22 protein-coding genes are annotated in these 24,508 nt (G+C 45.0%); 16 read left to right on the top strand and 6 right to left on the bottom strand.

Going from position 1 to position 24,508, the window contains the following annotated elements; all coding sequences use genetic code 11:
* Nucleotides 1–41: 41 nt before the first annotated feature.
* Entirely contained in the window at nucleotides 42–998 is a 957-nt protein-coding gene (locus L3V37_RS06090; RefSeq protein ID WP_237306001.1) for an ATP-dependent dsDNA exonuclease, read from the bottom strand.
* On the bottom strand, nucleotides 995–2,323 hold the full coding sequence (locus L3V37_RS06085) for a sphingomyelin phosphodiesterase (RefSeq protein WP_237306000.1): 1,329 nt from the start codon (nucleotides 2,321–2,323) through the stop codon (nucleotides 995–997). The genes L3V37_RS06090 and L3V37_RS06085 overlap by 4 nt, the downstream gene beginning before the upstream one ends.
* A gap of 291 nt (nucleotides 2,324–2,614) precedes the next feature.
* On the opposite strand from L3V37_RS06085, the gene L3V37_RS06080 reads away from it, so the two are divergent.
* Both L3V37_RS06080 and L3V37_RS06075 read left to right on the top strand, forming a co-directional pair.
* Entirely contained in the window at nucleotides 2,615–2,881 is a 267-nt protein-coding gene (locus tag L3V37_RS06080; protein ID WP_025766895.1) for a hypothetical protein, read from the top strand.
* Nucleotides 2,882–3,036: 155 nt separating this feature from the next.
* Nucleotides 3,037–4,665: a methyl-accepting chemotaxis protein gene (locus L3V37_RS06075; protein WP_021033818.1), complete on the top strand. Its 1,629-nt coding sequence runs from the start codon at nucleotides 3,037–3,039 to the stop codon at nucleotides 4,663–4,665.
* Nucleotides 4,666–4,790: 125 nt separating this feature from the next.
* Here the strand turns inward: L3V37_RS06075 and L3V37_RS06070 are convergent, their stop codons facing one another.
* Both L3V37_RS06070 and L3V37_RS06065 read right to left on the bottom strand, forming a co-directional pair.
* Complete coding sequence (locus L3V37_RS06070; RefSeq protein ID WP_017634952.1) at nucleotides 4,791–5,561, bottom strand: tRNA isopentenyl-2-thiomethyl-A-37 hydroxylase MiaE; 771 nt, start codon at nucleotides 5,559–5,561, stop codon at nucleotides 4,791–4,793.
* A 97-nt stretch (nucleotides 5,562–5,658) separates the two neighbouring features.
* The gene (locus L3V37_RS06065; protein WP_005378247.1) at nucleotides 5,659–6,423 is read right to left on the bottom strand and encodes a hypothetical protein; all 765 of its coding nucleotides are present in this window, start codon (nucleotides 6,421–6,423) and stop codon (nucleotides 5,659–5,661) included.
* A gap of 313 nt (nucleotides 6,424–6,736) precedes the next feature.
* Between L3V37_RS06065 and cysB the strand changes: the two genes are divergently transcribed.
* Together cysB and L3V37_RS06055 are read left to right on the top strand one after the other, a co-directional pair.
* On the top strand, nucleotides 6,737–7,711 hold the full coding sequence (cysB, locus tag L3V37_RS06060) for an HTH-type transcriptional regulator CysB (protein ID WP_005388967.1): 975 nt from the start codon (nucleotides 6,737–6,739) through the stop codon (nucleotides 7,709–7,711).
* 54 nt (nucleotides 7,712–7,765) lie between these two features.
* The gene (locus L3V37_RS06055) at nucleotides 7,766–8,962 is read left to right on the top strand and encodes a methyltransferase (protein WP_237305999.1); all 1,197 of its coding nucleotides are present in this window, start codon (nucleotides 7,766–7,768) and stop codon (nucleotides 8,960–8,962) included.
* 93 nt (nucleotides 8,963–9,055) lie between these two features.
* On the opposite strand, the gene ald is transcribed toward L3V37_RS06055, so the two are convergent.
* Nucleotides 9,056–10,180 carry an alanine dehydrogenase gene (gene ald / locus L3V37_RS06050; protein ID WP_005378241.1) on the bottom strand — a complete coding sequence of 375 codons (1,125 nt, stop codon included), beginning with the start codon at nucleotides 10,178–10,180 and terminating at the stop codon, nucleotides 9,056–9,058.
* A gap of 156 nt (nucleotides 10,181–10,336) precedes the next feature.
* Between ald and lrp the strand changes: the two genes are divergently transcribed.
* From lrp to L3V37_RS06010, 8 genes are all read left to right on the top strand, one after another.
* Nucleotides 10,337–10,831 (top strand): leucine-responsive transcriptional regulator Lrp, encoded by a 495-nt coding sequence (lrp, locus tag L3V37_RS06045; protein ID WP_005378234.1) that lies wholly within the window; start codon nucleotides 10,337–10,339, stop codon nucleotides 10,829–10,831.
* 152 nt (nucleotides 10,832–10,983) lie between these two features.
* On the top strand, nucleotides 10,984–14,031 hold the full coding sequence (locus L3V37_RS06040; protein WP_237305998.1) for a DNA translocase FtsK 4TM domain-containing protein: 3,048 nt from the start codon (nucleotides 10,984–10,986) through the stop codon (nucleotides 14,029–14,031).
* Nucleotides 14,032–14,092: 61 nt separating this feature from the next.
* Entirely contained in the window at nucleotides 14,093–14,719 is a 627-nt protein-coding gene (lolA, locus tag L3V37_RS06035) for an outer membrane lipoprotein chaperone LolA (RefSeq protein ID WP_005388103.1), read from the top strand.
* Nucleotides 14,720–16,075, top strand: a complete 1,356-nt coding sequence (locus L3V37_RS06030) for a replication-associated recombination protein A (RefSeq protein ID WP_038889531.1) — start codon at nucleotides 14,720–14,722, stop codon at nucleotides 16,073–16,075. It begins immediately after the preceding gene.
* A gap of 91 nt (nucleotides 16,076–16,166) precedes the next feature.
* A complete protein-coding gene (gene serS, locus L3V37_RS06025; RefSeq protein ID WP_213874686.1) occupies nucleotides 16,167–17,474 on the top strand; it encodes a serine--tRNA ligase in 1,308 nt (435 codons plus the stop codon).
* A gap of 365 nt (nucleotides 17,475–17,839) precedes the next feature.
* The gene (locus L3V37_RS06020; protein WP_237305997.1) at nucleotides 17,840–18,412 is read left to right on the top strand and encodes an ATPase; all 573 of its coding nucleotides are present in this window, start codon (nucleotides 17,840–17,842) and stop codon (nucleotides 18,410–18,412) included.
* A complete protein-coding gene (locus tag L3V37_RS06015) occupies nucleotides 18,406–18,846 on the top strand; it encodes a hypothetical protein (protein ID WP_237305996.1) in 441 nt (146 codons plus the stop codon). The genes L3V37_RS06020 and L3V37_RS06015 overlap by 7 nt, the downstream gene beginning before the upstream one ends.
* Nucleotides 18,847–18,981: 135 nt before the next feature.
* Nucleotides 18,982–19,251: a DksA/TraR family C4-type zinc finger protein gene (locus L3V37_RS06010; RefSeq protein WP_130546647.1), complete on the top strand. Its 270-nt coding sequence runs from the start codon at nucleotides 18,982–18,984 to the stop codon at nucleotides 19,249–19,251.
* 69 nt (nucleotides 19,252–19,320) lie between these two features.
* Here L3V37_RS06010 and bioA read toward each other — a convergent pair whose 3' ends face one another.
* The gene (bioA, locus tag L3V37_RS06005; protein WP_130546648.1) at nucleotides 19,321–20,601 is read right to left on the bottom strand and encodes an adenosylmethionine--8-amino-7-oxononanoate transaminase; all 1,281 of its coding nucleotides are present in this window, start codon (nucleotides 20,599–20,601) and stop codon (nucleotides 19,321–19,323) included.
* Nucleotides 20,602–20,731: 130 nt separating this feature from the next.
* On the opposite strand from bioA, the gene bioB reads away from it, so the two are divergent.
* From bioB to bioD, 4 genes are read left to right on the top strand one after another with little or no spacing between them, the layout of a single operon-like run.
* Complete coding sequence (gene bioB / locus L3V37_RS06000) at nucleotides 20,732–21,784, top strand: biotin synthase BioB (protein ID WP_237305995.1); 1,053 nt, start codon at nucleotides 20,732–20,734, stop codon at nucleotides 21,782–21,784.
* Nucleotides 21,771–22,922 (top strand): 8-amino-7-oxononanoate synthase, encoded by a 1,152-nt coding sequence (gene bioF / locus L3V37_RS05995; protein ID WP_237305994.1) that lies wholly within the window; start codon nucleotides 21,771–21,773, stop codon nucleotides 22,920–22,922. Before bioB ends, bioF begins: the two co-directional genes overlap by 14 nt.
* Nucleotides 22,922–23,743 (top strand): malonyl-ACP O-methyltransferase BioC, encoded by an 822-nt coding sequence (gene bioC / locus L3V37_RS05990; protein WP_005388087.1) that lies wholly within the window; start codon nucleotides 22,922–22,924, stop codon nucleotides 23,741–23,743. The genes bioF and bioC overlap by 1 nt, the downstream gene beginning before the upstream one ends.
* Complete coding sequence (gene bioD / locus L3V37_RS05985) at nucleotides 23,740–24,426, top strand: dethiobiotin synthase (RefSeq protein WP_005378217.1); 687 nt, start codon at nucleotides 23,740–23,742, stop codon at nucleotides 24,424–24,426. The genes bioC and bioD overlap by 4 nt, the downstream gene beginning before the upstream one ends.
* The last annotated feature ends 82 nt before the right edge of the window (nucleotides 24,427–24,508 follow it).

Raw genomic sequence — 24,508 nt, 5'->3', positions numbered from 1 at the left:
CAACGTGCCTTTTTAAGTTCCCAGTCAGTCAAAGCGCATTGTTAAGAAGAAAAAAATTCACGACGAAAATCCGCGACTTCTTGTTGGTAATAGCTTTGCCATTCCGGTTCTGACAAATGTGAATGGCTAGAGGCTCTTTGCGTTCTTAGTTTGGACTCAAGTTGCTGTAATGCTTGTTGGTAATCTTTGACTTGTTTTTTTTGCTCTGTAATTTGCTGCTGACGAGCATGAATGTTTTTACTTTCTTCTTTCGTTAAGTAAGTTCGTTCTAGCTCTGCGATGAGCGCCAAGCGATCTGGTAGGCTCATGCTATTAGGAATCAGGGTGACCGCACGCTCATATTTTTCCTGGTTGCTTGTTAGCCCGATAGCATCTGCATGTTCTTGCCAGTCAATGGTGAGTTGCTCGAAAGATCGCAAAAAGTTATCTGGGCTTTGAGTGTCCAGCTTTTGGGCTTCTAAGTTGAAATCGTACAGCGCGAACTCATCCGCAAAAACAACATCAGCCAATTCCCCCCAGATGCTTCTTGCTTCGTTCTTCAGCTGTGCAACACGCGACGCCAGTGATTGTTGCTCATCAAATAACAAATTTCCTACACTCTCTTGCCATTGGCTGCTGAGCTGAGGGTAGTTCGCCAAAAGCTGGAATCGAGCTGAAGATAAATGCGCCTCAAACAAGGCGACCTGCTCTTCACAACTACGGTTCAACATACACTCTTGCCAAAACGTCTCAAGTTGGGCGACAAGTTTCCTGCCTTTGAGTTGAGTTAATCGCTCAGTCGTTATTTGAACTGTGGAAGGGAGCTTAGTTGTTTGTGGTGAAGTATCCGTATCGGGCACGATGCTGCTTGTTTGTGGTGAGGTACTGGAGACACTCTGATTTTTTGTCTTAGGGGAAGGAGAGGAAGCGAGCTCTTTTTTTTGAACATCGTGATTGAAAGTTAAAAATATCATGCCCGCCATAATGGCGGACATGATTATCAAAGCGATTTTCTTCATGGCTTGATTGTTGCGCTTACTGGGAAATGGTCAGAAAGGTTGTAGTGTTTCCATAAACTCTCTGCGGTTGTGCGCGGCACGTCTACACGGTTGTCATTGAATGATTTCACCCCGTATTCACTACTCACCATAACATAGTCAAGGTATTCCACGTTTTCGCCACCTGATAACGCTTCACCTGCAAAGTTATTGATACGGGGATCAAAGGTTGACTCCGTGTAACCAGAGTACTGAGGCTCTATGGCGCTTAAGTTAGCGATCATTTGTTGGTAGTCACCAGGGAACTTTCTTTTGTTTACGTTAAAGTCGCCGCTGTATACCACAGTTTCGCTCGAAGGAATGTTAAGAGATTGGGCGAGTGTGCGGATTTGTTTGAACTGGCGCTGACGATACTCACGGGCGGTGTCTGTATCGAAAGATGCGGTATGGGTAGCAAACACATGGTAAGCCTGACCACCTTTAATTATTTCCGCATAATTTACGCCTTTATCGGCAAAGCAGTCTGTACCAGAGCAATCGGGAAAGACATATTGCGCTTCGTTCACGATAGGGTAGCGACTAACTATGATTACGCCACCATCATGAATATTAACGCCTTCTTTATCTAACATCTTTGTTTGGTAAGGATATTCCTTGGCTAACTCACGTAAGAATGCTTCACGACCGCTGGCAAACACCTCTTGCAGCGCCAAAACATCGTAACCTTTTACATGTTGAGGAATCAGTTCGTAACGATCTCCAATGTGCGATGCAATAGCCGTCAACGCCCAGATGTTATAAGTCATCAACTTAAGGTTTTGTTCTTCGTTGTCGACAGACTCCGCTACCTTGCTTGGCGTGATGGTGTAGTAAAGATCATCATATCGAGCGGTACTGTCTGACTTAAATGCCAGTTCGGTTTCTCTCGTACCAAAAGCGTTAGTGTTGGCACGATGAATGTTACGATCATCTTTGAGAGATAACTCGACATCGGCTGCGGACAAGCCGTATTCAATGGTCGAATTGTACCAATGGCCTTCCATTATTTGATTGAGTGTTATGCTTTCACCTTCGGGGCTAGAAACCACAGTTTCAAAACGGTAAGTTTGATTTGATTTCACGCCCTCCCAGCGGTTGAAGCTTAATACAGATTTAGTTTCCCACGGACCAAGTACCTGCACATGTTGTTGCCACTCGTCTCCGTATTGAAGCAAATCACTACCTTCATGTTTTACTTGAATAGTTAACGGTTGATCAGAGTTATTCGTTAGGTAAACGTCGGTATCTGCAATGCTGGGTAACGCTATCAAGCTACTTAATAAAAGGCTCCACTGCGAAAATTTCATCTTATTTTTCCATCATTTGAACTAGAGTAATCATTCTTGTTTATAAATGTTACTTGCACGTTAAATATGGATGACATCTAAGTCAGTGCTGAAAATTGTTATCAGAATGTGATCTTTATTCAATGGTGAGGGTGGAGGTATTGAGTGTGTTGCCGTTGAAGCGGTGGAAAATAATACCAACAGTCAACGAATTGCATTCACTGCAATCAAGCTGTCATCTTTGCTCTATAAGTTGTGCGGCGTCATTCATCTAGCCATATGGCTAGAACTCAAATTGATAGATGGAGCACCATGGCTAGAGCAGTAAATCCAACCGATGAAACCATCATTAAATTGTTACAAGAGCAAGGTCTGATTAGAAGTGAAGCAGAAGCGCGTTTAAAGAAAGAGGTGTACCGCTTGCAGCCTAATGAGATAGCAAAAGTAAAAAATTATGCCCAGCATTTTGGGATAAACGCGAAAGAAAAGCTCATCGATGAGATCTTGGATCTGCGCCGAGAAGCGCTCATGAAAAGATGTAGACACAATAAGGAGCATACGAGCCTATCTCTAAAATAGCATGTGACAAAACTATCAATTACTGGTCAAGATTTGATCTCTCAGGCCGATGTATATAAGAGCGTTCAATGATATCGAGCGCAAAAAACAGTGTGTTTTAGAGGTTAAGCTTTCACTTAAGTGAGAGGTTTGGAAAGGCTGCGGGGAGAAAGTGCATGCGTATTAAAGACTTAAGTGTCGTAAAGAAAATATCGGTTAGTTATTTAACCGTTTTTGCCGTGTTTGGTTTAGTGTCAGTAATGTTGGTGCAAGGTTTGTTAACACTGAATAAAGACATCTCAGTGTTAACAGATAAAAGTTTACCTTCTGTTGCGATTTTGAAAGGTATCCAAGTTGATATTACTAAAGTGCGTAAAGATGAGTTCTCTTTATTGCCAAACGCAAATCACCCCAAAATTGGTGAGTGGTTAAAAGGCCTCGACCAATGGCGTTCTGATGTGCAGGCTGGTATTGCAGAATACGAAAAGCTCGACCTTAATAAGCGTGAAACGCAGTCTTTTAGCGTTTTTAAAGAAACTTGGAATCAATACATCAAAGAAACGAAGACTTACAACGCACTGCTAAGCCAAGGTGATGCTGAAAGTGCAAATGATGTGATTTTATCGAGTTTCGATACCTACTCAAAAGCGTTGAGCAGCTTGGATGATACCCTCGCGTTGAACGATGAGTTGGTGAATTTGATTGGTGAAGAAGTACAAAGTGAAGCGGCATTTACACAATACAGCGCTGCTGTTGGTGCGCTCGTCGTCGCATTGGTCATGGTAATGTCTGCCATGTTGCTTTCTCGAGTCATTTGCGGGCCTGTTGATCGAGCATTGGAATTCGCTTCTAAAATCGCCAAGGGTCAATTGAATAATCAAATCGACGAAAGTGAATTGAGCAAAGACGAGTTAGGAACGCTGCTCAAAGAGCTTGTCGGTATGCAAACAAACTTACATTCGTTGGTTTCTGAGATTAATGACTCAACGATTCAGCTAACGGCAGCAGTAGAGGAAGTGAGTGCTATTTCTTCTCAGACCGCTTCTGGTATGCAAAATCAACAAATTGAACTTAGCTCGGTGGCTTCTGCGATGACAGAAATGCAAGCTGCTGTAAGTGAAGTGGCACAAAATACCGAAGTTGGCGCAACCTCTGCTTATTCGGCTGCGGAAGTGGCAAAGCAAGGAACGGTGACGTTACAACAAACTATCGCAGTAATTGAGCGTGTATCACATACGATCCAAGAATCAGATGAACTGGCACGTGAGCTTGAATCGAGCTCAAACAATATCAATGTGGTCGTAGATGTGATCCGCGGGATTGCCGAGCAAACAAACTTGTTAGCACTGAACGCCGCAATTGAAGCCGCTCGGGCTGGTGAACAAGGACGTGGGTTTGCTGTTGTGGCAGATGAGGTTCGTTCTCTGGCGCAACGCACTCAAGACTCCACTTCACAAATTGTGGAAATTGTTAATCAACTACAAGAAAGCAGCAGTAAAATAGGGCATTCAAGCCGTGATTGTCAGGAGGGTATTTCTCAGTGTGTTGAGCAAGTTAATGATGCTGATAGCCAGATAAAAGAAATTGAACATTCTGTCGATAACATAGCGCAAATGAGCACACAAATCGCAACGGCGTGCAGTGAGCAGAATTCTGTATCCGAAGAGCTGAATCGCAGCGTGGAGCATATTAATAGTGCTTCAACAGAGATGGCTGAGGGAGCTTCACAAACGGCTGTGGCTTGTCAGCAGATTAGTAGCCTAGCGCACAACTTGAAAACTCGAATGGGTTCATTCCAGCTCTAGTTGTTGTGTTTCAGCTTTATTCCTAACCTCATTGCTACAATAAATAAGCCGGACGAAATGTCCGGCTTATTTATTCTCTGTCTATATAAGTTCAGAGTATGCTCAACCTTGGGAGAATATGCTCGCTAGGCTGGAATACCACTGTGAAACTTAAAATCTGTATCTGGCGTAGAAATTAAATCTGCCTCTATACGTCCAAAGTAGGCGATGCGCTCGCTGATATCTTTGCCTGCGATTTGCTCCGCTAATACAAGATAATCCTGGTAATGGCGTGCTTCTGAACGTAATAAAGAAATGTAGAACTTTGCGATATCGTCATCCATATGTGGTGCTAGTTTGGCAAAACGCTCACAAGATCGGGCTTCGATGTACGCACCAATGATGAGTTTATCGATCAGCGTTTCCGGCTCATGAGTCTTCATATGCGAAATCAGTCCTTTAGCATAACGACTTGCTGGAATATTTTTGTACTCAATTCCACGACTTTCCATGATCTCTAAAACTTGATAAAAGTGGTGTAACTCCTCTTTTATCAAAAGCACCATCTTATCGATCAAATCTTGGCTGTATGGTGAGTCGGACTTAGCCATGATTGACTTAGAAATATTGCTCTTGCCTTTTAAAGTTTCCAATGAGCCTACGTTACGGTAAGCAAAATCTTCGTAGGGCTTAAACCAGTCAAGTAGAGCATGTGAACTGGATTGGTCAACGGCATACTTACGAATTAAAAACATGGCAGATTGGCCAGCTTTTAGTTCGCACAGTAGGTGGTCTAACAAAATGGTTTGAAGGTTCTCTGGTTTCTTTGCTTCCTCTACCCATTCATCAGGTGTACTGCATCGCAGAAATTGGTTAATGGGAGCAAGAAGATCTTGATAGGCGTCTAGATTCATCATTTTAGTTTTAGTACTTCACATTTTTATTGGGCATATCCGTTGTCTTGCGGATAGAAAAAAGGCTGCAATTGCAGCCTTTTTTGACCTGAAGTGAATGTTACCACTTTTTCTTCTCGCCGAAGAGAGCTTCCATGTCATTGTCACGCTCTTTGTCAGCAATCTGCTGCATTTCGGCATCGCTTTTATCTTGGCGCTTTTTATCTAAGTCACCTAACATCTCTTCAAGCTTTTGTTTCGCTTGAATAGAATAAGGATCGCTCTTAGTGCTCAAAGCATCGATACCTTTACGCAGCAGTTGAAGCGCGGTGCCTGGTTGGCCACGAGCGATAGAGTCGTTTGCTCTTTTGATGACATTTTCAATGTTGATGCGAATTTGCATCGTTTCCAAGCGCGCATTTTCGGTGACGTAAGTCTGGGTATCCAATCGGCCTTTGTTGTGCTCGTTACGGATAGTGTCGCGAAGTCGTTTAACCAGCTTAAGCATGACGATAGCTTGTTTATCACTACTCGGCATCTTGAAAGTGGTACTCTCGCCAGTAGGACCATTCTCTTTTAGCTGCGTAATCTGCTGCTTCATATTTTCGATACGTTGAGCAAGTTGCTTGTTCTTCGGGTCCAGCTCATGCATGCTCTCTAGCGCGTCAAGAATACGATTGTTTAGACACAGCAACAGCTCTTTACTAAAAGGGATATGGTGCGCATGACCAATCAACTCTTCAGTACCATCTATCAAGGCTACATATCGCGCTGATTCCTGCCTTTTTGCGGTTTCAACTTTAACCTTATATTGCAACATAATGTTATAGCCTAGGATTAACACCAGTAGGATGGCTACCAAAGCGATTATTAAACCAATATTCATATCTTTGCGTCTGCTTTACTTTTCTGCGGCTAGCGTTAAAGAATACATGAATCTTATCTTACTCGGCACCTTATTTGTTTGATTATTTTGTCTCTCCCACGTTTTAGTTACTGATAGAAGTCACATCATAGAACTTCGGTCATTTATTGGCTCAACTTTGTGCATATTGTTTCTTGCTTGAAGATTATTAGTATGTGATTGAGGTATAAGTTAGAAATTGCTGTTCATTTCGATTTGAACGCGTTATAACTAATTATTATATCGCTCGCTTGAGTGGCCAATAAACTCTCTCATGAATAAGTAAGGGATTACGATGAAACTGCAGCAGCTGAAGTATATTGTTGAGGTTGTAAACCATAATCTGAATGTATCTGCAACGGCGGAAAGCTTATATACCTCTCAGCCAGGTATCAGTAAACAGGTTCGGTTGCTGGAAGATGAGTTAGGCATTCAGATTTTTGAACGTAGCGGTAAGCACTTAACGCAAGTGACGCCAGCTGGTGAAGAAATTGTACGTATCTCTCAAGAAATTCTCGCTCGTGTAGAAAGTATCAAAGCGGTGGCTGGAGAGCACACCCATCCAGAAATGGGGACGCTGAATATCACCACGACACATACGCAGGCTCGTTATGCACTGCCAGATGTCATCAAAGGTTTTACTTCTCGTTATCCAAAAGTGTCGTTACACATGCACCAAGGTACACCGTCACAAATGTCTGAGGCGATAGCTAAAGGCACAGCGAATTTTGCGATTGCGACAGAAGCGCTTCACTTATATCAAGATGCCATCATGCTGCCTTGTTATCACTGGAATCGTTCAATAGTTGTGCCTAAAGACCACCCACTAGCGAAGAAAGACAAAGTAACGATCAGTGATCTTGCCGCTTACCCATTAGTCACTTACGTGTTCGGTTTTACTGGCCGTTCAGAGCTGGATACAGCATTCAACCGCGAAGGTTTAACCCCGCGAGTGGTGTTCACTGCAACTGATGCAGACGTCATTAAAACTTACGTTCGTATGGGTATTGGTGTGGGTGTGATTGCAAGCATGGCTGTGGATGAAGAGCAGGACGGTGACTTGGTTGCAATAGATGCGAGCCATTTGTTTGGCGCGAGCACCACGAGCATCGGCTTCCGCCGTGGTACATTCTTACGCTCTTACATGTTCGATTTTATGGAGCGTTTTGCACCGCACTTAACGCGTCCAGTGGTTGAGCAGGCGATTTCGTTGAAGTCTAATGCAGAAATCGAAGAGATGTTTAAAGACATCGAGCTTCCGGTGAGATAACACTTCATTGATGTTTCGATTCCCTCTACAATGCGCTCGTTGTAGGGGGGAGCTATGAAAACGCAATTTCAATTTATTAATGACTGCTTAATCGAAAACCAATCTTTGTGGCGATTCGAGCCTTTTAAAAGCAGCATTCACACATCATTACCTTGGCAGGAGCAACATCCTCGACTGTGCCAATGGCTAGCGTCTCTTACTCCCTCTCAAATCGAAGAATACAAAGCAGCACCAGAACTCGCGTTAAAAGCACTTAGTCCGTTTTTGCCTGAGCTTGAACAACTCGCAGAACTGACTCATTTAGAGCTTTTGTCGTTAAACGGCTTGGAACTTGCTCGTGGTTTAGATAACGGTATTCCGGGACGTAAGTTGGAGCAAATTAGCTCGATGGGTGAAGCTGCAATTCAACAACACTGTGGCGAAGAATGGCTAGAATGGTGCTCAGGTAAAGGTTACTTGGGGCGAATCCTGACAACGCAAACCGATCAGCCTGTAACCAGCTTTGAATACCAACAAGCACTGTGCGATTCGGGGCAACAAGCAGCCAATGAACATCATTGGAAGATGACGTTTATTCAAGGCGACGCATTTGATAGCAAAGCGAAAGCCGTGTTTAAGCCAACGCAACACGCAGTAGCACTGCATGCATGCGGTGACCTTCACGTTCGTCTAATGCAGTACGGCAGTGAAAATGGGATTGCTGCGATGACCATATCACCTTGTTGTTACCACTTGATTCAGTCGGAACAATACCAGCCGATGTCGGAATCGGGCAGGGCTTCTTCTCTCTCATTGTCTAAGCAAGAACTGCGTATCCCATTACAACAAACGGTGACAGGAGGAAAGCGCGTGCGTCGTCATCGTCAGCAGGAAATGATGTTTCGTCTTGGGTTTGATTTGATCACGCGACAAGCTTTGGGAATGGCAGAGTATCAGCCTGTGCCGAGTATCCGTAAGTCGCAATTAAGTGATGGTTTTGAATCGTTCTGTCGCTGGGCAGCGGAGCAAAAAGGCATTGTTCTTCCTCAAGAAATCGATTTCTCTCATTTTGAAAAGTTAAGCAAACAACGCTTCTGGCAAATGGAGAGAATGAGCTTAGTGCAACTTGTTTTTCAACGTCCGTTGGAGATTTGGCTCGCATTAGACAAAGTGCTTTATCTTGAAGAATGTGGTTACCGTGTTAGATTGTCAGAGTTTTGCCCTAAATCGGTCACGCCTAGAAATATTTTAATTTGTGCATATAAGATTTAGTTATTCTTTATAGCCAAACGCTCTATATGAAAAAGCCCACTTCAGTGTGGGCTTTTGTAAACAAAACGTGACAAGTTATGTTTTATTTTGTCATTAATTGAACATAGCAATAGCTTGAGTTGGTTCAACGTATTCCAAGTCAAAGCTTTCTGCTACTTCTTTACATGTTACTTTTCCGTGAATAACGTTTAGACCTTCAAGGAAGCCTTTGTCTTCTAGAAGTGCTTCGCGGTAGCCTTTATTTGCTAACTTCACGATGTATGGAAGTGTAGCGTTGTTGAGTGCAAATGTTGAAGTGCGAGCAACTGCGCCAGGCATATTTGCTACACAGTAGTGAACCACTTCATCAACGATGTAAGTTGGATCTGCGTGAGTTGTCGCGTGTGAAGTTTCGAAACAACCGCCTTGGTCAATTGCCACGTCAACCACTGCTGCACCAGGCTTCATCTTAGCAATGTGCTCTTTAGTGACCAGTTTAGGTGCTGCTGCGCCAGGAATTAGAACGGCACCGATAACAAGGTCCGCTTCTAGAACATGCTTCTCGATAGCGTCTTCAGTAGAATAAACCACTTTTGCGCGACCTTGGAATTCTTCGTCAAGCTTACGAAGTGTGTCTACGTTACGGTCTAGAATAGTGACGTCAGCGCGAAGGCCAACCGCCATACGAGCAGCGTTTGCACCAACAACGCCACCACCAACGATAACGACTTTTGCAGGTTCAACACCAGGTACGCCGCCTAGGAGCAGACCACGACCGCCGTGCGATTTTTCCAACGTTTGCGCACCAGCTTGGATAGACATCCGACCTGCCACTTCTGACATTGGTGCTAACAGTGGCAAACGACCCATATTATCTGTTACAGTCTCATAGGCTATACAGACAGCTTTGCTCTTGATTAGCTCATCAGTTTGTGGAAAATCTGGTGCTAGGTGTAAATAAGTAAATAAAATTTGCCCTTCGCGGAGCATTGCTCTCTCTACTGCTTGGGGTTCTTTTACTTTTACAATCATGTCTGCTTGCGCAAATACGTCAGCAGCATGAGGGAGAATGGATGCGCCGACAGCGATGTAATCATCGTCTGAAAAACCAATGCCGGCACCTGCATTGGTCTCAACTAAAACTTGGTGACCATGTGAGATGAGTTCTCTCACGCTAGCTGGGATCATACCAACACGATATTCGTGATTCTTGATTTCCTTAGGTACGCCAATGATCATCCTGTATCCTCTTTCTATAATGGTTGTATTAACTGTTAGTAGGGTGTTATTGTCGAATTAATAACTAGTATAGTTATAGATTTGTAAAATTTGGCACCAAATATTAAAAAGTTGTAGTATATTTTTTTGCAAGGAAGTAATAAGGTGGAATAAAAAATGGCAGACAACTATAAAAAGCCGTCCAAGGAACTAGACCGTATCGACCGCAACATTCTTAATGAGCTGCAGAAAGACGGTCGTATTTCAAACGTTGAGCTTTCAAAACGTGTGGGACTTTCTCCAACGCCATGTTTGGAGCGTGTACGTCGCTTAGAGCGTCAGGGTTATATCACAGGGTATACTGCATTATTGAACCCGCAGTTCCTGGATGCATCACTATTAGTATTCGTTGAGATTACGCTAAACCGTGGTGCGCCGGATGTGTTTGAGCAGTTTAACTCAGCTGTTCAAAAGCTAGACGACATACAAGAGTGTCATCTTGTTTCAGGTGACTTTGACTATCTTCTTAAAACCCGTGTATCAGATATGGGTGCTTACCGCCGACTATTGGGCGATACGTTACTACGTCTACCTGGCGTAAATGACACTCGCACATACGTTGTTATGGAAGAAGTGAAACAATCTAACCAGCTTGTGATCAAAACTCGTTAATTTCTTGCAAAGAAAGCGGTATATGCTTCCGCTTTCGCCAGAGAGTAATTGGGTTTTTCTCCTTGATATGGTTAAATCAATTTACCGAGCGGCTTGATGCCGCTCGGAATGTTTTGCAATTTCCTATTTCATTTCCATATTCAAGTTGATTTATGTTCAAAGAGAACGCAAAGAAAGTCGAAACCATTATCAAAACCAGTGAAGAGCCCCAGTCTTCACGCCTAAATGGCTTCCAACGCTTAAAAGAGTGCTGCTTTATCGTTGGCGTTCTTAGCTCGGTATTGCTTGCGGTTGCACTATTTACCTTCAGTCCGGCCGATCCTTCTTGGTCCCAAACCGCATGGGGAGGGGATATCGATAATGCTGGTGGCCTTTTCGGCGCTTGGCTAGCCGATACTCTATTCTTCACATTTGGCTCTCTCGCTTACCCAATCCCTTTCTTGCTAGCGGCGGCTGCATGGGTGATTTGCCGTAAACGAGGAGAAGATGAGCCCATTGATTTCATGCTATGGGGTACAAGGCTGCTCGGTCTTGTCGTCCTTATTATGACCAGTTGCGGTCTTGCCGATATTAATTTTGATGACATTTGGTATTTTTCATCCGGAGGTGTGGTCGGGGATGTGTTGTCTAGCCTCGCTTTACCTACATTGAATGTACTCGGTACCACATTGGTACTGCTGTTCTTGTGGGGAGCGGGCTTTACGCTCTTCACTGGCATCTCATGGCTTAACATCGTGGAATGGCTTGGTGATCGTGCATTAGCAATAATTGCCGCGCTTGCAAATAAGGCAAGAGGTTCAGAGCAGGAAGTTTTAGAACCTCAGCTTGATGAGTTTGTAGAAGACAAAGTCTCTACGCCTAAACATAATGTAGACCATGAAATTGATGATGAGCCGCTTCCTCATTTAACGGCGTACGATGTCGATGAACCGAAAGAGCCGGCGCCAGCGCATGAGTATCCTATTTATATGCCGCAAGCTAAACCTGATAAGCCTGTGGAACAGGCGATGGTAGAACCGACGCCACCACAACGCAAGGCTACGGTTAATGCTGCGCCAGTTTATGCTGAACCTGAGCCTCAAACACAACCTATCCATACGGTTAACACGGATAACGTTGATCCGCTCTTGGAACGCACCAAGCAACTGAATGTTACGATAGAAGAGCTTGAAGCAGCGGCGCAACAAGCAGATGACTGGGGAACTGAAGAACAGGCAGCCCCATCATTTGCAAACACTTACTCTTCCTATGTAGAGCCACATACAGCTACAGAAGAACCGATCAGTGTTGAACCAGATTATGCGGAGTACGAACAATTTGAAGCAGAGCAAGTACAGCAGCCAAGTATAGAGCATCCTGTACATGAAGAGCCTGCAATTGATTCTGCTGTATTAGATAGCATCACGGCTCAAACAGAGTCGAGCCAACATATTGAGCCTACGATCTCTGACTTTGATGTGTTAGATGATGAAGACGAAGTGGAGTCTCAGCCTGCACAGCAAGTACAGCCAACAACGCCTCATCAGCAAGCAGCAACACCTTCAACAACATTTGAACCTGCACCTCAAAAAGTGGAAGTAGAAGAGATCCAAGACAACGACCAAGACGTTACCGCATTCCAAGATATGGTTTCCAATGCGCAAGCCAAAGTCGCTGCAACACAGAACCCATTTTTGGTACAGAAAGAAGAAAACTTGCCAGTTCCGGAAGAGCCACTCCCAACGCTCGAGTTGCTTTATCATCCAGAAAAACGTGAAAACTTTATCGACCGTGATGCGCTAGAGCAGGTCGCTCGATTGGTAGAGAGCAAACTCGCTGACTACAAAATCAAAGCCGATGTGGTTGGTATTTATCCTGGTCCAGTGATCACTCGTTTTGAGCTTGATTTGGCGCCGGGGGTGAAAGTAAGTCGTATTTCTGGTCTTTCAACTGACTTAGCGCGTGCATTGTCTGCGATGGCGGTACGTGTTGTGGAAGTAATCCCTGGCAAGCCTTACATCGGTTTGGAACTGCCAAACATGAGTCGTCAGACGGTCTATTTATCTGATGTCATCAGTAGCCCTCAGTTTGAGCAAGCAACGTCACCAACAACGGTTGTGTTAGGTCAAGACATTGCGGGCGAAGCTGTGGTGGCAGATCTTGCGAAGATGCCTCACGTGTTAGTAGCAGGTACAACAGGTTCTGGTAAGTCGGTGGGTGTGAACGTGATGATTTTGAGCATGCTGTATAAAGCAGGTCCAGAAGATGTACGCTTCATCATGATTGACCCGAAAATGCTAGAGCTTTCTATTTATGAAGGTATCCCTCATCTTCTTTCTGAAGTTGTGACTGATATGAAAGACGCATCAAACGCTCTACGTTGGTGTGTGGGCGAGATGGAACGTCGTTACAAATTGATGTCGGCATTAGGTGTACGTAATGTGAAGGGCTTCAACGAAAAATTGAAGATGGCAGCAGAAGCGGGCCACCCAATCCATGACCCGTTCTGGCAGGAAGGCGACAGCATGGATACTGAACCGCCATTGCTAGAAAAGCTGCCTTACATCGTCGTTGTTGTTGACGAATTTGCTGACCTAATGATGGTGGTAGGTAAGAAAGTTGAAGAACTGATTGCTCGCTTGGCGCAAAAAGCGCGTGCGGCAGGTATTCACTTAATTCTTGCGACTCAGCGTCCATCGGTTGACGTAATTACCGGTCTAATTAAAGCGAACATTCCAACTCGTGTTGCGTTTACGGTATCGACTAAAACGGACTCTCGTACAATCCTAGATCAAGGCGGCGCAGAATCACTACTTGGTATGGGTGATATGTTGTATCTACCGCCGGGATCAAGTCATACAACTCGTGTTCACGGTGCATTTGCATCAGATGATGATGTTCATGCAGTTGTAAACAACTGGAAAGCGCGTGGTAAACCGAACTACATTGAAGAGATCATCAGTGGAGATCAAACTCCAGAAAGTCTATTGCCAGGTGAGCAAATGGAAGCGGATGAAGATGTAGACCCGCTCTTCGATCAAGTTGTTGAGCACGTGGTTCAATCACGTCGAGGTTCGGTTTCCGGTGTTCAGCGCCGATTTAAGATAGGTTACAACCGTGCCGCCCGTATTGTAGAGCAGCTTGAAGCGCAGGGCATCGTAAGTGCTCCGGGTCATAACGGTAACCGTGAAGTACTGGCACCTGCGCCACCAAAAGATTAATGAACTTGTTTTACTCACCTCAGTCCAACTGAGGTGAGTGGTTCTAATAATAGGTATCTGAATGAAAAAACTATTTTCAGCGAAACTTTTCTCTGCGCTTGTTTTAAGCTTTTCCCTCTTTTCTACCGCACACGCAGCATCTCCTAAAGATGAATTAAACAAACGCCTTTCTATGAATGATGGCTTTAGTGCGGATTTCTCTCAGCAGGTTATCAGCCCTGAAGGCGAAACGGTGATGGAAGGAGAAGGTACGGTTGAAATCGCTCGCCCAAGCCTGTTCCGTTGGAGTACAACATTTCCTGATGAGAACCTATTGGTCTCTGACGGTAAGACATTGTGGTACTACAGCCCATTCATCGAGCAAGTGAGCATCTACTGGCAAGAGCAAGCAACAGAGCAAACGCCATTTGTTTTGCTAACGCGTAACCGAGCAAGTGATTGGAATAACTACAAAATATCTCAAAAAGGTGACCAGTTCACTCTCATTCCTACCGCAGTAGACTCCACACAAGGTCAATTCCAGATTAATATTGATGCCAAAGGTGTCGTGAAAGGCTTCAACGTGGTTGAGCAAGACGGTCAAAAAGGTTTGTTCACCTTTAACAACGTGAAGCTGGGTAAACCAAAAGCAGACAGATTCACATTCACAATTCCAAAAGGTGTGGAAGTGGATGACCAAAGGAATTAATTGGTAGTGAGTAATTACACATTAGATTTCTCGGGGGACGAAGATTTTCGTCCCCTTGCTGCTCGTATGAGACCGGAAACAATCGAGCAATACATTGGACAGCAGCACATTTTAGGCCCTGGTAAGCCACTGCGCCGTGCGCTAGAGGCGGGTCACATTCACTCTATGATCCTTTGGGGACCACCAGGCACAGGCAAAACGACATTAGCGGAAGTGGCTGCAAACTATGCCAATGCTGAAGTAGAGCGTGTGTCTGCGGTAACGTCTGGTGTGAAAGAAATCCGTGCTGCAATCGAGAAAGCACGTGAGAACAAAATGGCGGGCCGCCGCACCATCTTATTTGTGGATGAGGTGCATCGCTTCAACAAATCTCAACAAGATGCGTTTTTGCCGCATATCGAAGATGGCACGGTTACCTTTATTGGTGCGACGACAGAAAACCCATCGTTTGAGTTAAACAACGCATTGCTGTCACGTGCACGTGTCTACAAGCTGACGTCTCTCGATAAAGATGAAATCTCACTGGCGCTGAACCAAGCGATCAGCGATAAAGAACGTGGCTTGGGCAACACACCTGCACACTTCGCTGATAACGTATTAGACCGCCTAGCAGAACTGGTAAACGGTGATGCTCGCATGTCTCTCAATTATCTTGAGCTGCTCTACGACATGGCAGAAGACAATGCGCAAGGTGAAAAAGAGATCACGCTTAAGTTGCTTGCGGAAGTAGCAGGGGAGAAAGTCTCTCGCTTTGATAACAAAGGTGATATCTGGTACGACTTAATCTCTGCGGTCCACAAATCCATTCGTGGTTCTAACCCAGATGCGGCGCTTTACTGGGCTGCACGTATGATTGCTGCGGGTTGTGATCCTCTTTATATTGCCCGTCGATTACTTGCGATAGCATCGGAAGATGTCGGCAATGCGGACCCTAGAGCCATGCAAGTGGCACTCTCCGCGTGGGACTGTTTTACACGCGTTGGTCCAGCAGAAGGTGAACGTGCGATTGCTCAAGCTATTGTTTATCTCGCGTGCGCTCCAAAGAGTAATGCCGTTTACGTTGCTTGGAAACAAGCGCTAACGGACGCTCATAACTTACCTGAATATGAAGTGCCACATCACCTTCGAAATGCGCCAACCAGTTTGATGAAAGACATGGGTTATGGGGCAGAGTATCGTTATGCTCACGATGAGCCTGGTGCTTACGCAGCCGGTGAGCAATATTTGCCGCCTGAAATGGGCGATCGTAGGTACTATCAGCCGACAAATCGTGGTCTAGAGACCAAAATCGGCGAAAAGTTAGATTACTTGGCTACTTTAGACGCAAATAGCCCACAAAAGCGCTATGAAAAGTAGGCGTTTTTGGATACATTTGTTCAGTAAATTTTTTTAACGCGTACGCTTGGAAAGTGCGCGTGATTTCACAACAAAAAGCATAGGATTAACAATGCTGGATTCTAAATTACTTCGTACAGAGCTGGATGAAACAGCTGCTAAACTGGCGCGTCGTGGCTTTAAGCTAGACGTAGATACTATTCGTAAACTTGAAGAACAACGTAAGTCCATTCAAGTAGAAGTAGAAAATTTACAATCCACGCGTAACTCCATCTCCAAGCAAATCGGCCAAAAAATGGCGGCTGGCGACAAAGAAGGCGCAGAAGAGATCAAGAAACAAATCGGTACGCTAGGTAGCGATCTTGATGCGAAGAAAGTTGAACTTGAGCAAGTAATGGCTCAACTAGACGAATTCACGCTTTCTGTACCAAACATCCCAGCAGATGAAGTGCCAGATGGCAAAGATGAAAACGACAACGTTGAAATCTCTCGTTGGGGTGAGCCAAAGTCTTACGACTTCGAACTGAAAGATCACGTTGACTTAGGCGAAATGGGCGACGGTCTAGACTTCGCAAGTGCAGTTAAGATCACTGGCGCACGTTTCATCGTGATGAAAGGCCAATTCGCTCGTCTACACCGTGCAATCGCTCAGTTTATGCTAGATCTTCACACTGAAGAGCACGGCTACACAGAAATGTACGTACCTTACCTAGTAAACTCTGACAGCCTATTCGGTACTGGTCAGCTTCCTAAGTTCGGTAAAGATCTTTTCCACACTGAGCCTCTAGCGGAAAAAGTAAACGACGAAGAGCCACGTAAACTGTCTCTAATCCCTACTGCAGAAGTACCTGTAACGAACCTAGTTCGTGACACGATTTCTGACGAAGCGGATCTACCAATTAAGATGACAGCGCACACGCCATGTTTCCGCTCAGAAGCAGGTTCTTACGGTCGTGATACTCGTGGTCTGATTCGTATGCACCAGTTCGACAAAGTTGAGCTAGTACAAATCACTAAGCCAGAAGATTCAATGAACGCACTAGAAGAGCTAACAGGTCACGCTGAGAAAGTTCTACAACTTCTTGAGCTTCCTTACCGTAAAGTGGTTCTATGTACAGGTGACATGGGCTTTGGCGCTCGTAAGACTTACGACCTAGAAGTTTGGGTTCCTGCTCAAGAAACTTACCGTGAGATCTCTTCATGTTCTAACATGTGGGACTTCCAAGCTCGTCGTATGCAAGCGCGTTTCCGTCGTAAAGGCGAGAAGAAACCTGAGCTTGTACACACGCTAAACGGCTCTGGTCTTGCTGTAGGTCGTACAATGGTTGCTATCCTAGAAAACAACCAAGAAGCAGACGGTCGCATTGCAATCCCTACAGCACTTCAGAAGTACATGGCGGGCGCAACGCACATCGGTTAATTCATTAACCACTAGAACACCAAAACCCAGCCTTAGTGCTGGGTTTTTTGTTATCTGCGTCGAGTGAAAATACGTTGTTATGTAATTAGCACACGCATTAGTGACGAGCTCGCCCAGAATCTGGCAGTAGGAGATAAATGATATTTTTCTAAGCGGTTTTTCACGTGACAAGCTAACGTCCTCATTTGTCTTTGTTGTTAAACGTTATGCCAGTAAATCATCTTTTATTACGTGTTATTTTTGCGCTTACCTTGCTTTTTTTCGGGAGGGTTATCGCAAGTGAACTTATTCAACCTCAATACTTAGATAGTGAGCGAACCGAACGCTTTTTTGCGCGCGAATTAGCACAACCATCCGAAGAAAGTATGCAGCTGCGTAATTCACTCGACTGGGGATACTGGCTTGAGTTGGCAAATGCGTCTGGCGATACGAAATCGGTGTCTAATTGCAAAGACTTAGCTACTGCAAACTCTGCGGGTTTTACTGCGGCTAAAGCTTATGAATACGGCGTGTTTAAAGCGTATTTAACTCAGTGTCAAACATGGAGTGAGATGGCAAAGTTAACCGCCTCCAAGCGCTCATTTATATCGAAATTTAAGTTAGACGATAACTTTCCTAATTTAACCCCAAGTGCGCTTGCTTTTGTTATTTCTAACGAAAGTGCTGAGAAAGCAAAGACACTATCAACGTGGGATGAAGCAGACCATATCCAAAGAACTCATGTCTCCAGTGAAGTGAGAGCAGAGTACTTCGACGCGACCGATGGCTTTCAAGTCATTACGATTGTAGCAAAAGGTGATTACAACGCTGACGGCATCGAGGATATCGTTATTGAGAAAGAGAATAGTGTACTCAGTGGCTCGTATTCATCTTCACACGGATATGTATTAACCCGTATGTCTGAACAGTCGCTATTTAAGGTGTTGGCTGAATGGTAATGAAACGATTGGCGGTCACTTGGGGGGTAAGTATTGCCATTATGAGCACATTTGCTGTTGCTAGCACCTCGCCTAGGAAAGTCATTGAATGCTCAGTAAACCAAACTATGAACTTTAGTATTTCGATAGAGCAAGGCAAAGGTGGGCTTATCTTTAATAAGTCTATTGTGAATAAAACCCCAGTTTTACTGTGGATTAAACCTCAAGATTATCGTGTCAAACATTATCATCGAGCGTTGGTAGATGAGAAGTCACTGGAATTTAGTATTGGTGAGCGCGTCATATTAGTCAATGAGTACTTTAGCGAGGAGTTTGATGAGGTAGAGAAGATACTCAGTGTTACTTTGAGAGAGCCTGAGCAAACGCAGTACTTTGAATGTGAGGAAGGGAGTATGAGTAACCTTGCATTGCTTTTCCATGAGAGTGTTGAATAATCGATTGCAGAGTAATTATTACCAAAGCGTAATAGTGTTCGAATTTACCCTAATTATCTTGTTATTTGTAATCGATATAATCATCCACCTTACCACGGTAAGTAGATTTTCTCATTCAAGTAACGAGGAGGGCTTATGGCCGTAGGGTGGGCAAACGACGATAGCGTCAGCCAACAAATTCAAAACACAATAGACGACGAGATTTCCCGTGTTCGTGGCAGTATCACAAAGGGTGAGAGCGCCCATTATTACTGCGATGAGTGTGGTGATGAGATTCCGGAAGCGCGTCGTCTTGCTATGAAAGGCGTTCGTCTGTGTATCGAATGTCAGTCAACAATCGAATTGGTATCTCAACGCCAAGCATTGTTCAATCGACGAGCGAGTAAAGACAGTCAACTCCGATAACTTTACTGCTCTAAAAAATAAAGACACGGTTTGAGTCTCATACTCAAACCGTTTTCGTATTGAATTGAACTATGAAGCGAAGCAGTCTTTACGTTGCAACGCTGCATCAATCGCGTTAACTAGCTTCTCAATATCTTCCGGCTTGCTGATGAACGGTGGCATCATATAAATCAGTTTGCCAAATGGACGAATCCAAACTCCGTGTTCAACAAACAAGGCTTGGATGGTTTCCATGTTCACTGGGCGATGCGTTTCTACAACACCAATTGCACCTAACCAACGGGTGTTCTTCACCAACTCGTGTTCTTCAAGTTTTGGCAGTAACTCAGAAAACAACGCTTCGATTTGTTGGGTTTGTTGCTGCCAATTACCTTGCTCAATCAATTCCAAACTTGCAGTAGCTACAGCACAGGCGAGTGGATTCCCCATAAAGGTTGGACCGTGCATAAAACAGCCTGCATCACCACCACAAACGGTGTCTGCTACGTGTTTGCTCGCCAGGGTCGCAGAGAGGGTCATGTAGCCGCCAGTGAGTGCTTTCCCGACACACAGAATGTCTGGTTGAATGTCTGCATGTTCGCAGGCAAACAACTTACCGGTACGACCAAATCCGGTAGCGATCTCATCTGCAATCAATAACAAGCCGTATTTGTCGCAAAGCCTACGCACGCCTTTGAGAAATTCTGGATGGTAGATGCGCATGCCGCCTGCGCCTTGAACAATAGGTTCTAGGATCACCGCAGCAAGTTCTTCATGGTGCGTTTCAATCTTGTGCTCGAAGTCGGTAAGGTCCTCTGGCTTCCATTCATCCCAATAACCACAAGTTGGTGACTCCGCAAAGATATGCTCAGGCAAAAAGCCTTTGTAAAGAGAGTGCATTGAGTTATCAGGATCGGTAACCGACATAGCCGCAAAGGTGTCGCCGTGATAACCGTGTCGCAAAGTAAGAAACTTCGGTCGGCGTTCGCCTTTTGCATGCCAATATTGCAGTGCCATTTTTAAGCTGACTTCTACGGCAACGGAGCCTGAATCGGCAAGGAATACATGTTCAAGGTTATTTGGTGCAAGGGACAATAGCTTCTTACACAAACTGATTGCTGGCTGGTGGGTAATCCCGCCAAACATCACGTGAGAGACCTGATCGATTTGCTGGTGAGCGGCTTGATTTAAATGCGGATGGTTGTAGCCGTGGATCGTCGACCACCAAGAAGACATGCCATCGACCAGCTCAGTACCGTCTTCCAATTTAATATGAACACCATTTGCCGATGCCACTGGGTAGCAGGTCAGAGGTGTTAATGTCGAAGTGTAAGGATGCCAGATATGCTGGCGGTCGAAGGCGAGATCCATGTGCGATTCCAATAATAGTTTAGGTTAAAAAACAGACAGATGTAAACTTTGTTCTTTTGCGTTGTGTTGACAGTTTATCGAGACTCAGTAGACTGTCAACACAACAACAAAAGTGACTAAAGGAATACACGTGGAAGTTCGTCATAACTGGACGCATGCTGAAGTGCGCGATCTCATGGAAAAACCATTCATGGATCTCCTATTCGAAGCGCAGCTTGTACATCGTCAATATCAACAAACCAACCATGTTCAAGTAAGCACGCTTCTGTCGATTAAGACAGGTTCTTGTCCAGAAGATTGTAAGTACTGTCCTCAGAGTGCTCGTTACACCACAGACATCGAGAAAGAGCGTCTGATGGAAGTAGAACGCGTACTCGATGCTGCGCAAAAAGCCAAAAATGCTGGTTCTACTCGATTCTGTATGGGCGCAGCATGGAAAAATCCAAAAGAGCGTGACATGCCGCATTTGACCGACATGATCAAAGGCGTGAAGGACATGGGTTTAGAAACGTGTATGACATTAGGTATGTTGACACCAGATCAAGCAAAGCAATTGGCAACCGCAGGTCTGGATTACTACAACCACAACCTAGATACCTCACCTGAGTTCTACGGCAACATTATTACCACACGTACTTACCAAGACCGTTTAGATACTTTATCTCACGTACGTGATGCTGGCATGAAGATCTGTTCCGGTGGCATCATCGGCATGGGTGAAAGTGCTAACGACCGAGCAGGTTTGTTGGTTGAATTGGCTAACTTGCCGGTACACCCTGAAAGCGTTCCAATCAACATGCTCGTGAAGGTAAAGGGGACACCACTGGAAGAAGTGGATGATGTTGAGCCTTTCGATTTCATTCGCCTGATTGCGATTGCACGAATCATGATGCCTCAATCAGCCGTTCGTTTATCCGCTGGCCGTGAAAACATGAACGAACAAATGCAAGCGCTGTGTTTTATGGCGGGTGCAAACTCCGTTTTCTATGGCTGCAAACTTCTGACCACGCCAAACCCTTCTGAAGACAAAGACATGATGCTGTTCAACAAGCTCGGTATTAACAGCCAAGAGGTGTCTCAAAAACCTGATGAAATCGAAGAAAACGAGTTACTCGATCGCGTCGTAGAGCGCGTTGCTGCTCGTCCAACAAAAGACGACCTTTTCTACGATGCCAGCGTTTAAATCTCGTATCGAGTCCGCCCTTGCCGGTCGTAAAGCGCAGGGGCTTAATCGTTCGATGAATGTGGTGTTTTCCGGCAACCAATCGATTTTGGAATACGAAGGTAGACGCTACATTAATTTCTCAAGTAATGATTATTTGGGCTTAGCCAATGACCAAGCGCTTGTTCGGGCTTGGCAGCAAGGTCTAAGCGTATACGGCAGTGGCAGTGGAGCATCGCCAATGGTCACTGGCTTTAGTGCAGCACACAGCAATTTAGAAGCCGCACTAACTGAATGGTTGGGCTACGACAGAGCAATTCTGTTTGGTTCTGGATTCAGTGCTAATCAAGCCTTGTTGTTCACCTTGTTAGAAAAGTCAGACGTATTGATCCAAGACCGTTTGAATCATGCTTCATTGATGGAAGCGGGGGCGTTGTCACCAGCTAAGATGAAGCGTTTCAAGCACAATGACATCGAGCATCTAAAATCGCTGTTGAATAGCGAAGGCATCCATCTAGTTGTGACTGAAGGAGTATTCAGCATGGACGGTGACTGTGCGCCGCTCAGCGATATAGCTGAAGTCACTCGCAGTCATGATGCTTGGTTTGCTGTCGATGACGCTCATGGTATTGGCGTTCTTGGTCAATCCGGTGGTGGCTCTTGCGAGCTTGCCGCGGTTAAGCCTGAGTTATTGGTCGTTACCTTCGGTAAAGCGTTTGGTATGTCTGGCGCGGCTATTTTATGTGACCACGCAACGGGGGACTTTTTAACTCAGTTTGCTCGTCACCATGTGTACTCCACGGCGATACCACCAGCACAAGCGTATGCGTTGACTCATGCAGTCTCGATGGTTCAAGAGCAGTCTTGGCGACGTGAAAAGCTCTCTGAGCTTAGTGAAGTGTATCGAGATAGTCTTAGCGACCTTGAGGGGTTTGTTGAGACTCAAACTTCGATTAAGCCCTTTTTGATTGGTGAATCTGAATTGGCTTTGCGAGTAGCAGGTGCTTGTCGCCAAAACGGTATTTGGGTTACCGCTATTCGACCACCGACGGTGCCTAAAGGGACGTCTCGTCTTCGAATCACACTCACTGCCAATCACACCAACGAACAAGTTAAAACGCTTTCAATGGCATTGAAGCAAGCATTAGGAGCGCTGTAATGGATAATGCAACTACCGCATTAGCGCAAACGCTCGCGTTAGAGAGTTTCCATCAAGATAAAGACGCGATTGCCTCTTCGTTTGGTAAAGCAGCAGAAACATACGATAAACATGCGGCTTTTCAACGTGATGTCGGGCATCAGCTGCTTGATAAACTTCCTGAAAACTTGACGGGAAAACGTGTATTGGATTTAGGTTGTGGCACGGGTTATTTCTCCCAACTACTTCAACAACGCGGTGCGGAAGTAGTCTGCGGCGATATCTCTCAAGCCATGTTAGATAAAGCAGAGCAGCGTTGTGGTGCAGTACGAATGCACTACCAAGTTGCTGATGCTGAAAACTTACCATTTGACGATGATAGCTTCGATTACGTGTTTTCAAGTTTAGCGCTGCAATGGTGTACAGATTTAAGTTACCCACTAAAAGAAGTGCGCCGCGTGCTAAAAAATGGTGGGAAAGCGTGGTTCTCTACACTGGTTGATGGATCACTGTATGAGCTGCGTGCATCATGGGAAAAAATTGATGCATATCAACACGTCAATAACTTTCTAACGCTCAATCAGGTAAAAATTGCGTTAGCGCAATCTCGATGTGACAGCCATCAACTAGACTTGACCACCATCACAGTTTGGTACGACTCTGCATTTTCAGTTATGCGTGACCTCAAAGGTATAGGTGCAAATCACGTAAGTGGGCGCTCACACGGTTTAACTAGTCGCGAGACTTTGTTAAAAGTTGAGCATGCGTACCAAGCGTTTAAAAACGATCAAGGTCTTCTACCTGCAAGTTATCAGGTTTGTTTTGGAGTAATACATCTATGATTGATGCTTTTTTTATTGCTGGTACGGATACTGATGTTGGAAAGACGGTAGCGTCTAAAGCCATTTTGCAAGCGATCGCAGCAAAAGGACTTAACACTATTGGTTATAAGCCAGTGGCAGCAGGGAGTGACAAGACTGAAGCCGGATGGCGTAACTCTGATGCTTTACACTTACAAGACGCCGCAACACTCGATGTGGCCTATGATGATGTGAACCCATACGCTTTAGAGTTGCCTGCTTCTCCCCACATTGCAGCGAAGCATGAACATGTCGAAATAAGTTACGATGTTCTGAGTCAAAAACTGGCTCAACATAAGCAGCAAGCCGATGTTGTTCTCGTTGAAGGTGCTGGAGGCTGGCGTGTGCCAGTATCCGATACGGACTGTTTATCTACATGGGTAAAAGAAGAGCAGTTACCTGTTGTACTGGTGGTTGGCATTAAATTAGGCTGTTTGAGCCACGCTTTACTCACAGCGGAGAGTATTAAAGCGGATGGTTTGAATCTTGTTGGCTGGGTGGCAAACCGCGTCAACCCAGGCACAGAGCACTACGCTGACATTATCGAGATGCTAGAAGCACGTATCGATGCACCTAAGCTTGGGGAAATTCCATATATTCCAAGTGCTAAACGCAAAGAGCTAGGCAAGTACATTAATGTAGAGCCGTTGCTAAACACTGACTAATGGTGTTTAGGATAAAAGACTAAAAAACCCAAAGGGCTGCGCAATGCAGCCCTTTCTTGTTGGTGTAACCTAAAAAGTCAGA

This window comes from Vibrio sp. D54 (assembly GCF_021728075.1).
Classification (GTDB): domain Bacteria; phylum Pseudomonadota; class Gammaproteobacteria; order Enterobacterales; family Vibrionaceae; genus Vibrio; species Vibrio alginolyticus.
The sequence above is the reverse complement of the archived record's forward strand: the minus strand, read 5'-3'. Positions and strand labels throughout refer to the sequence as shown.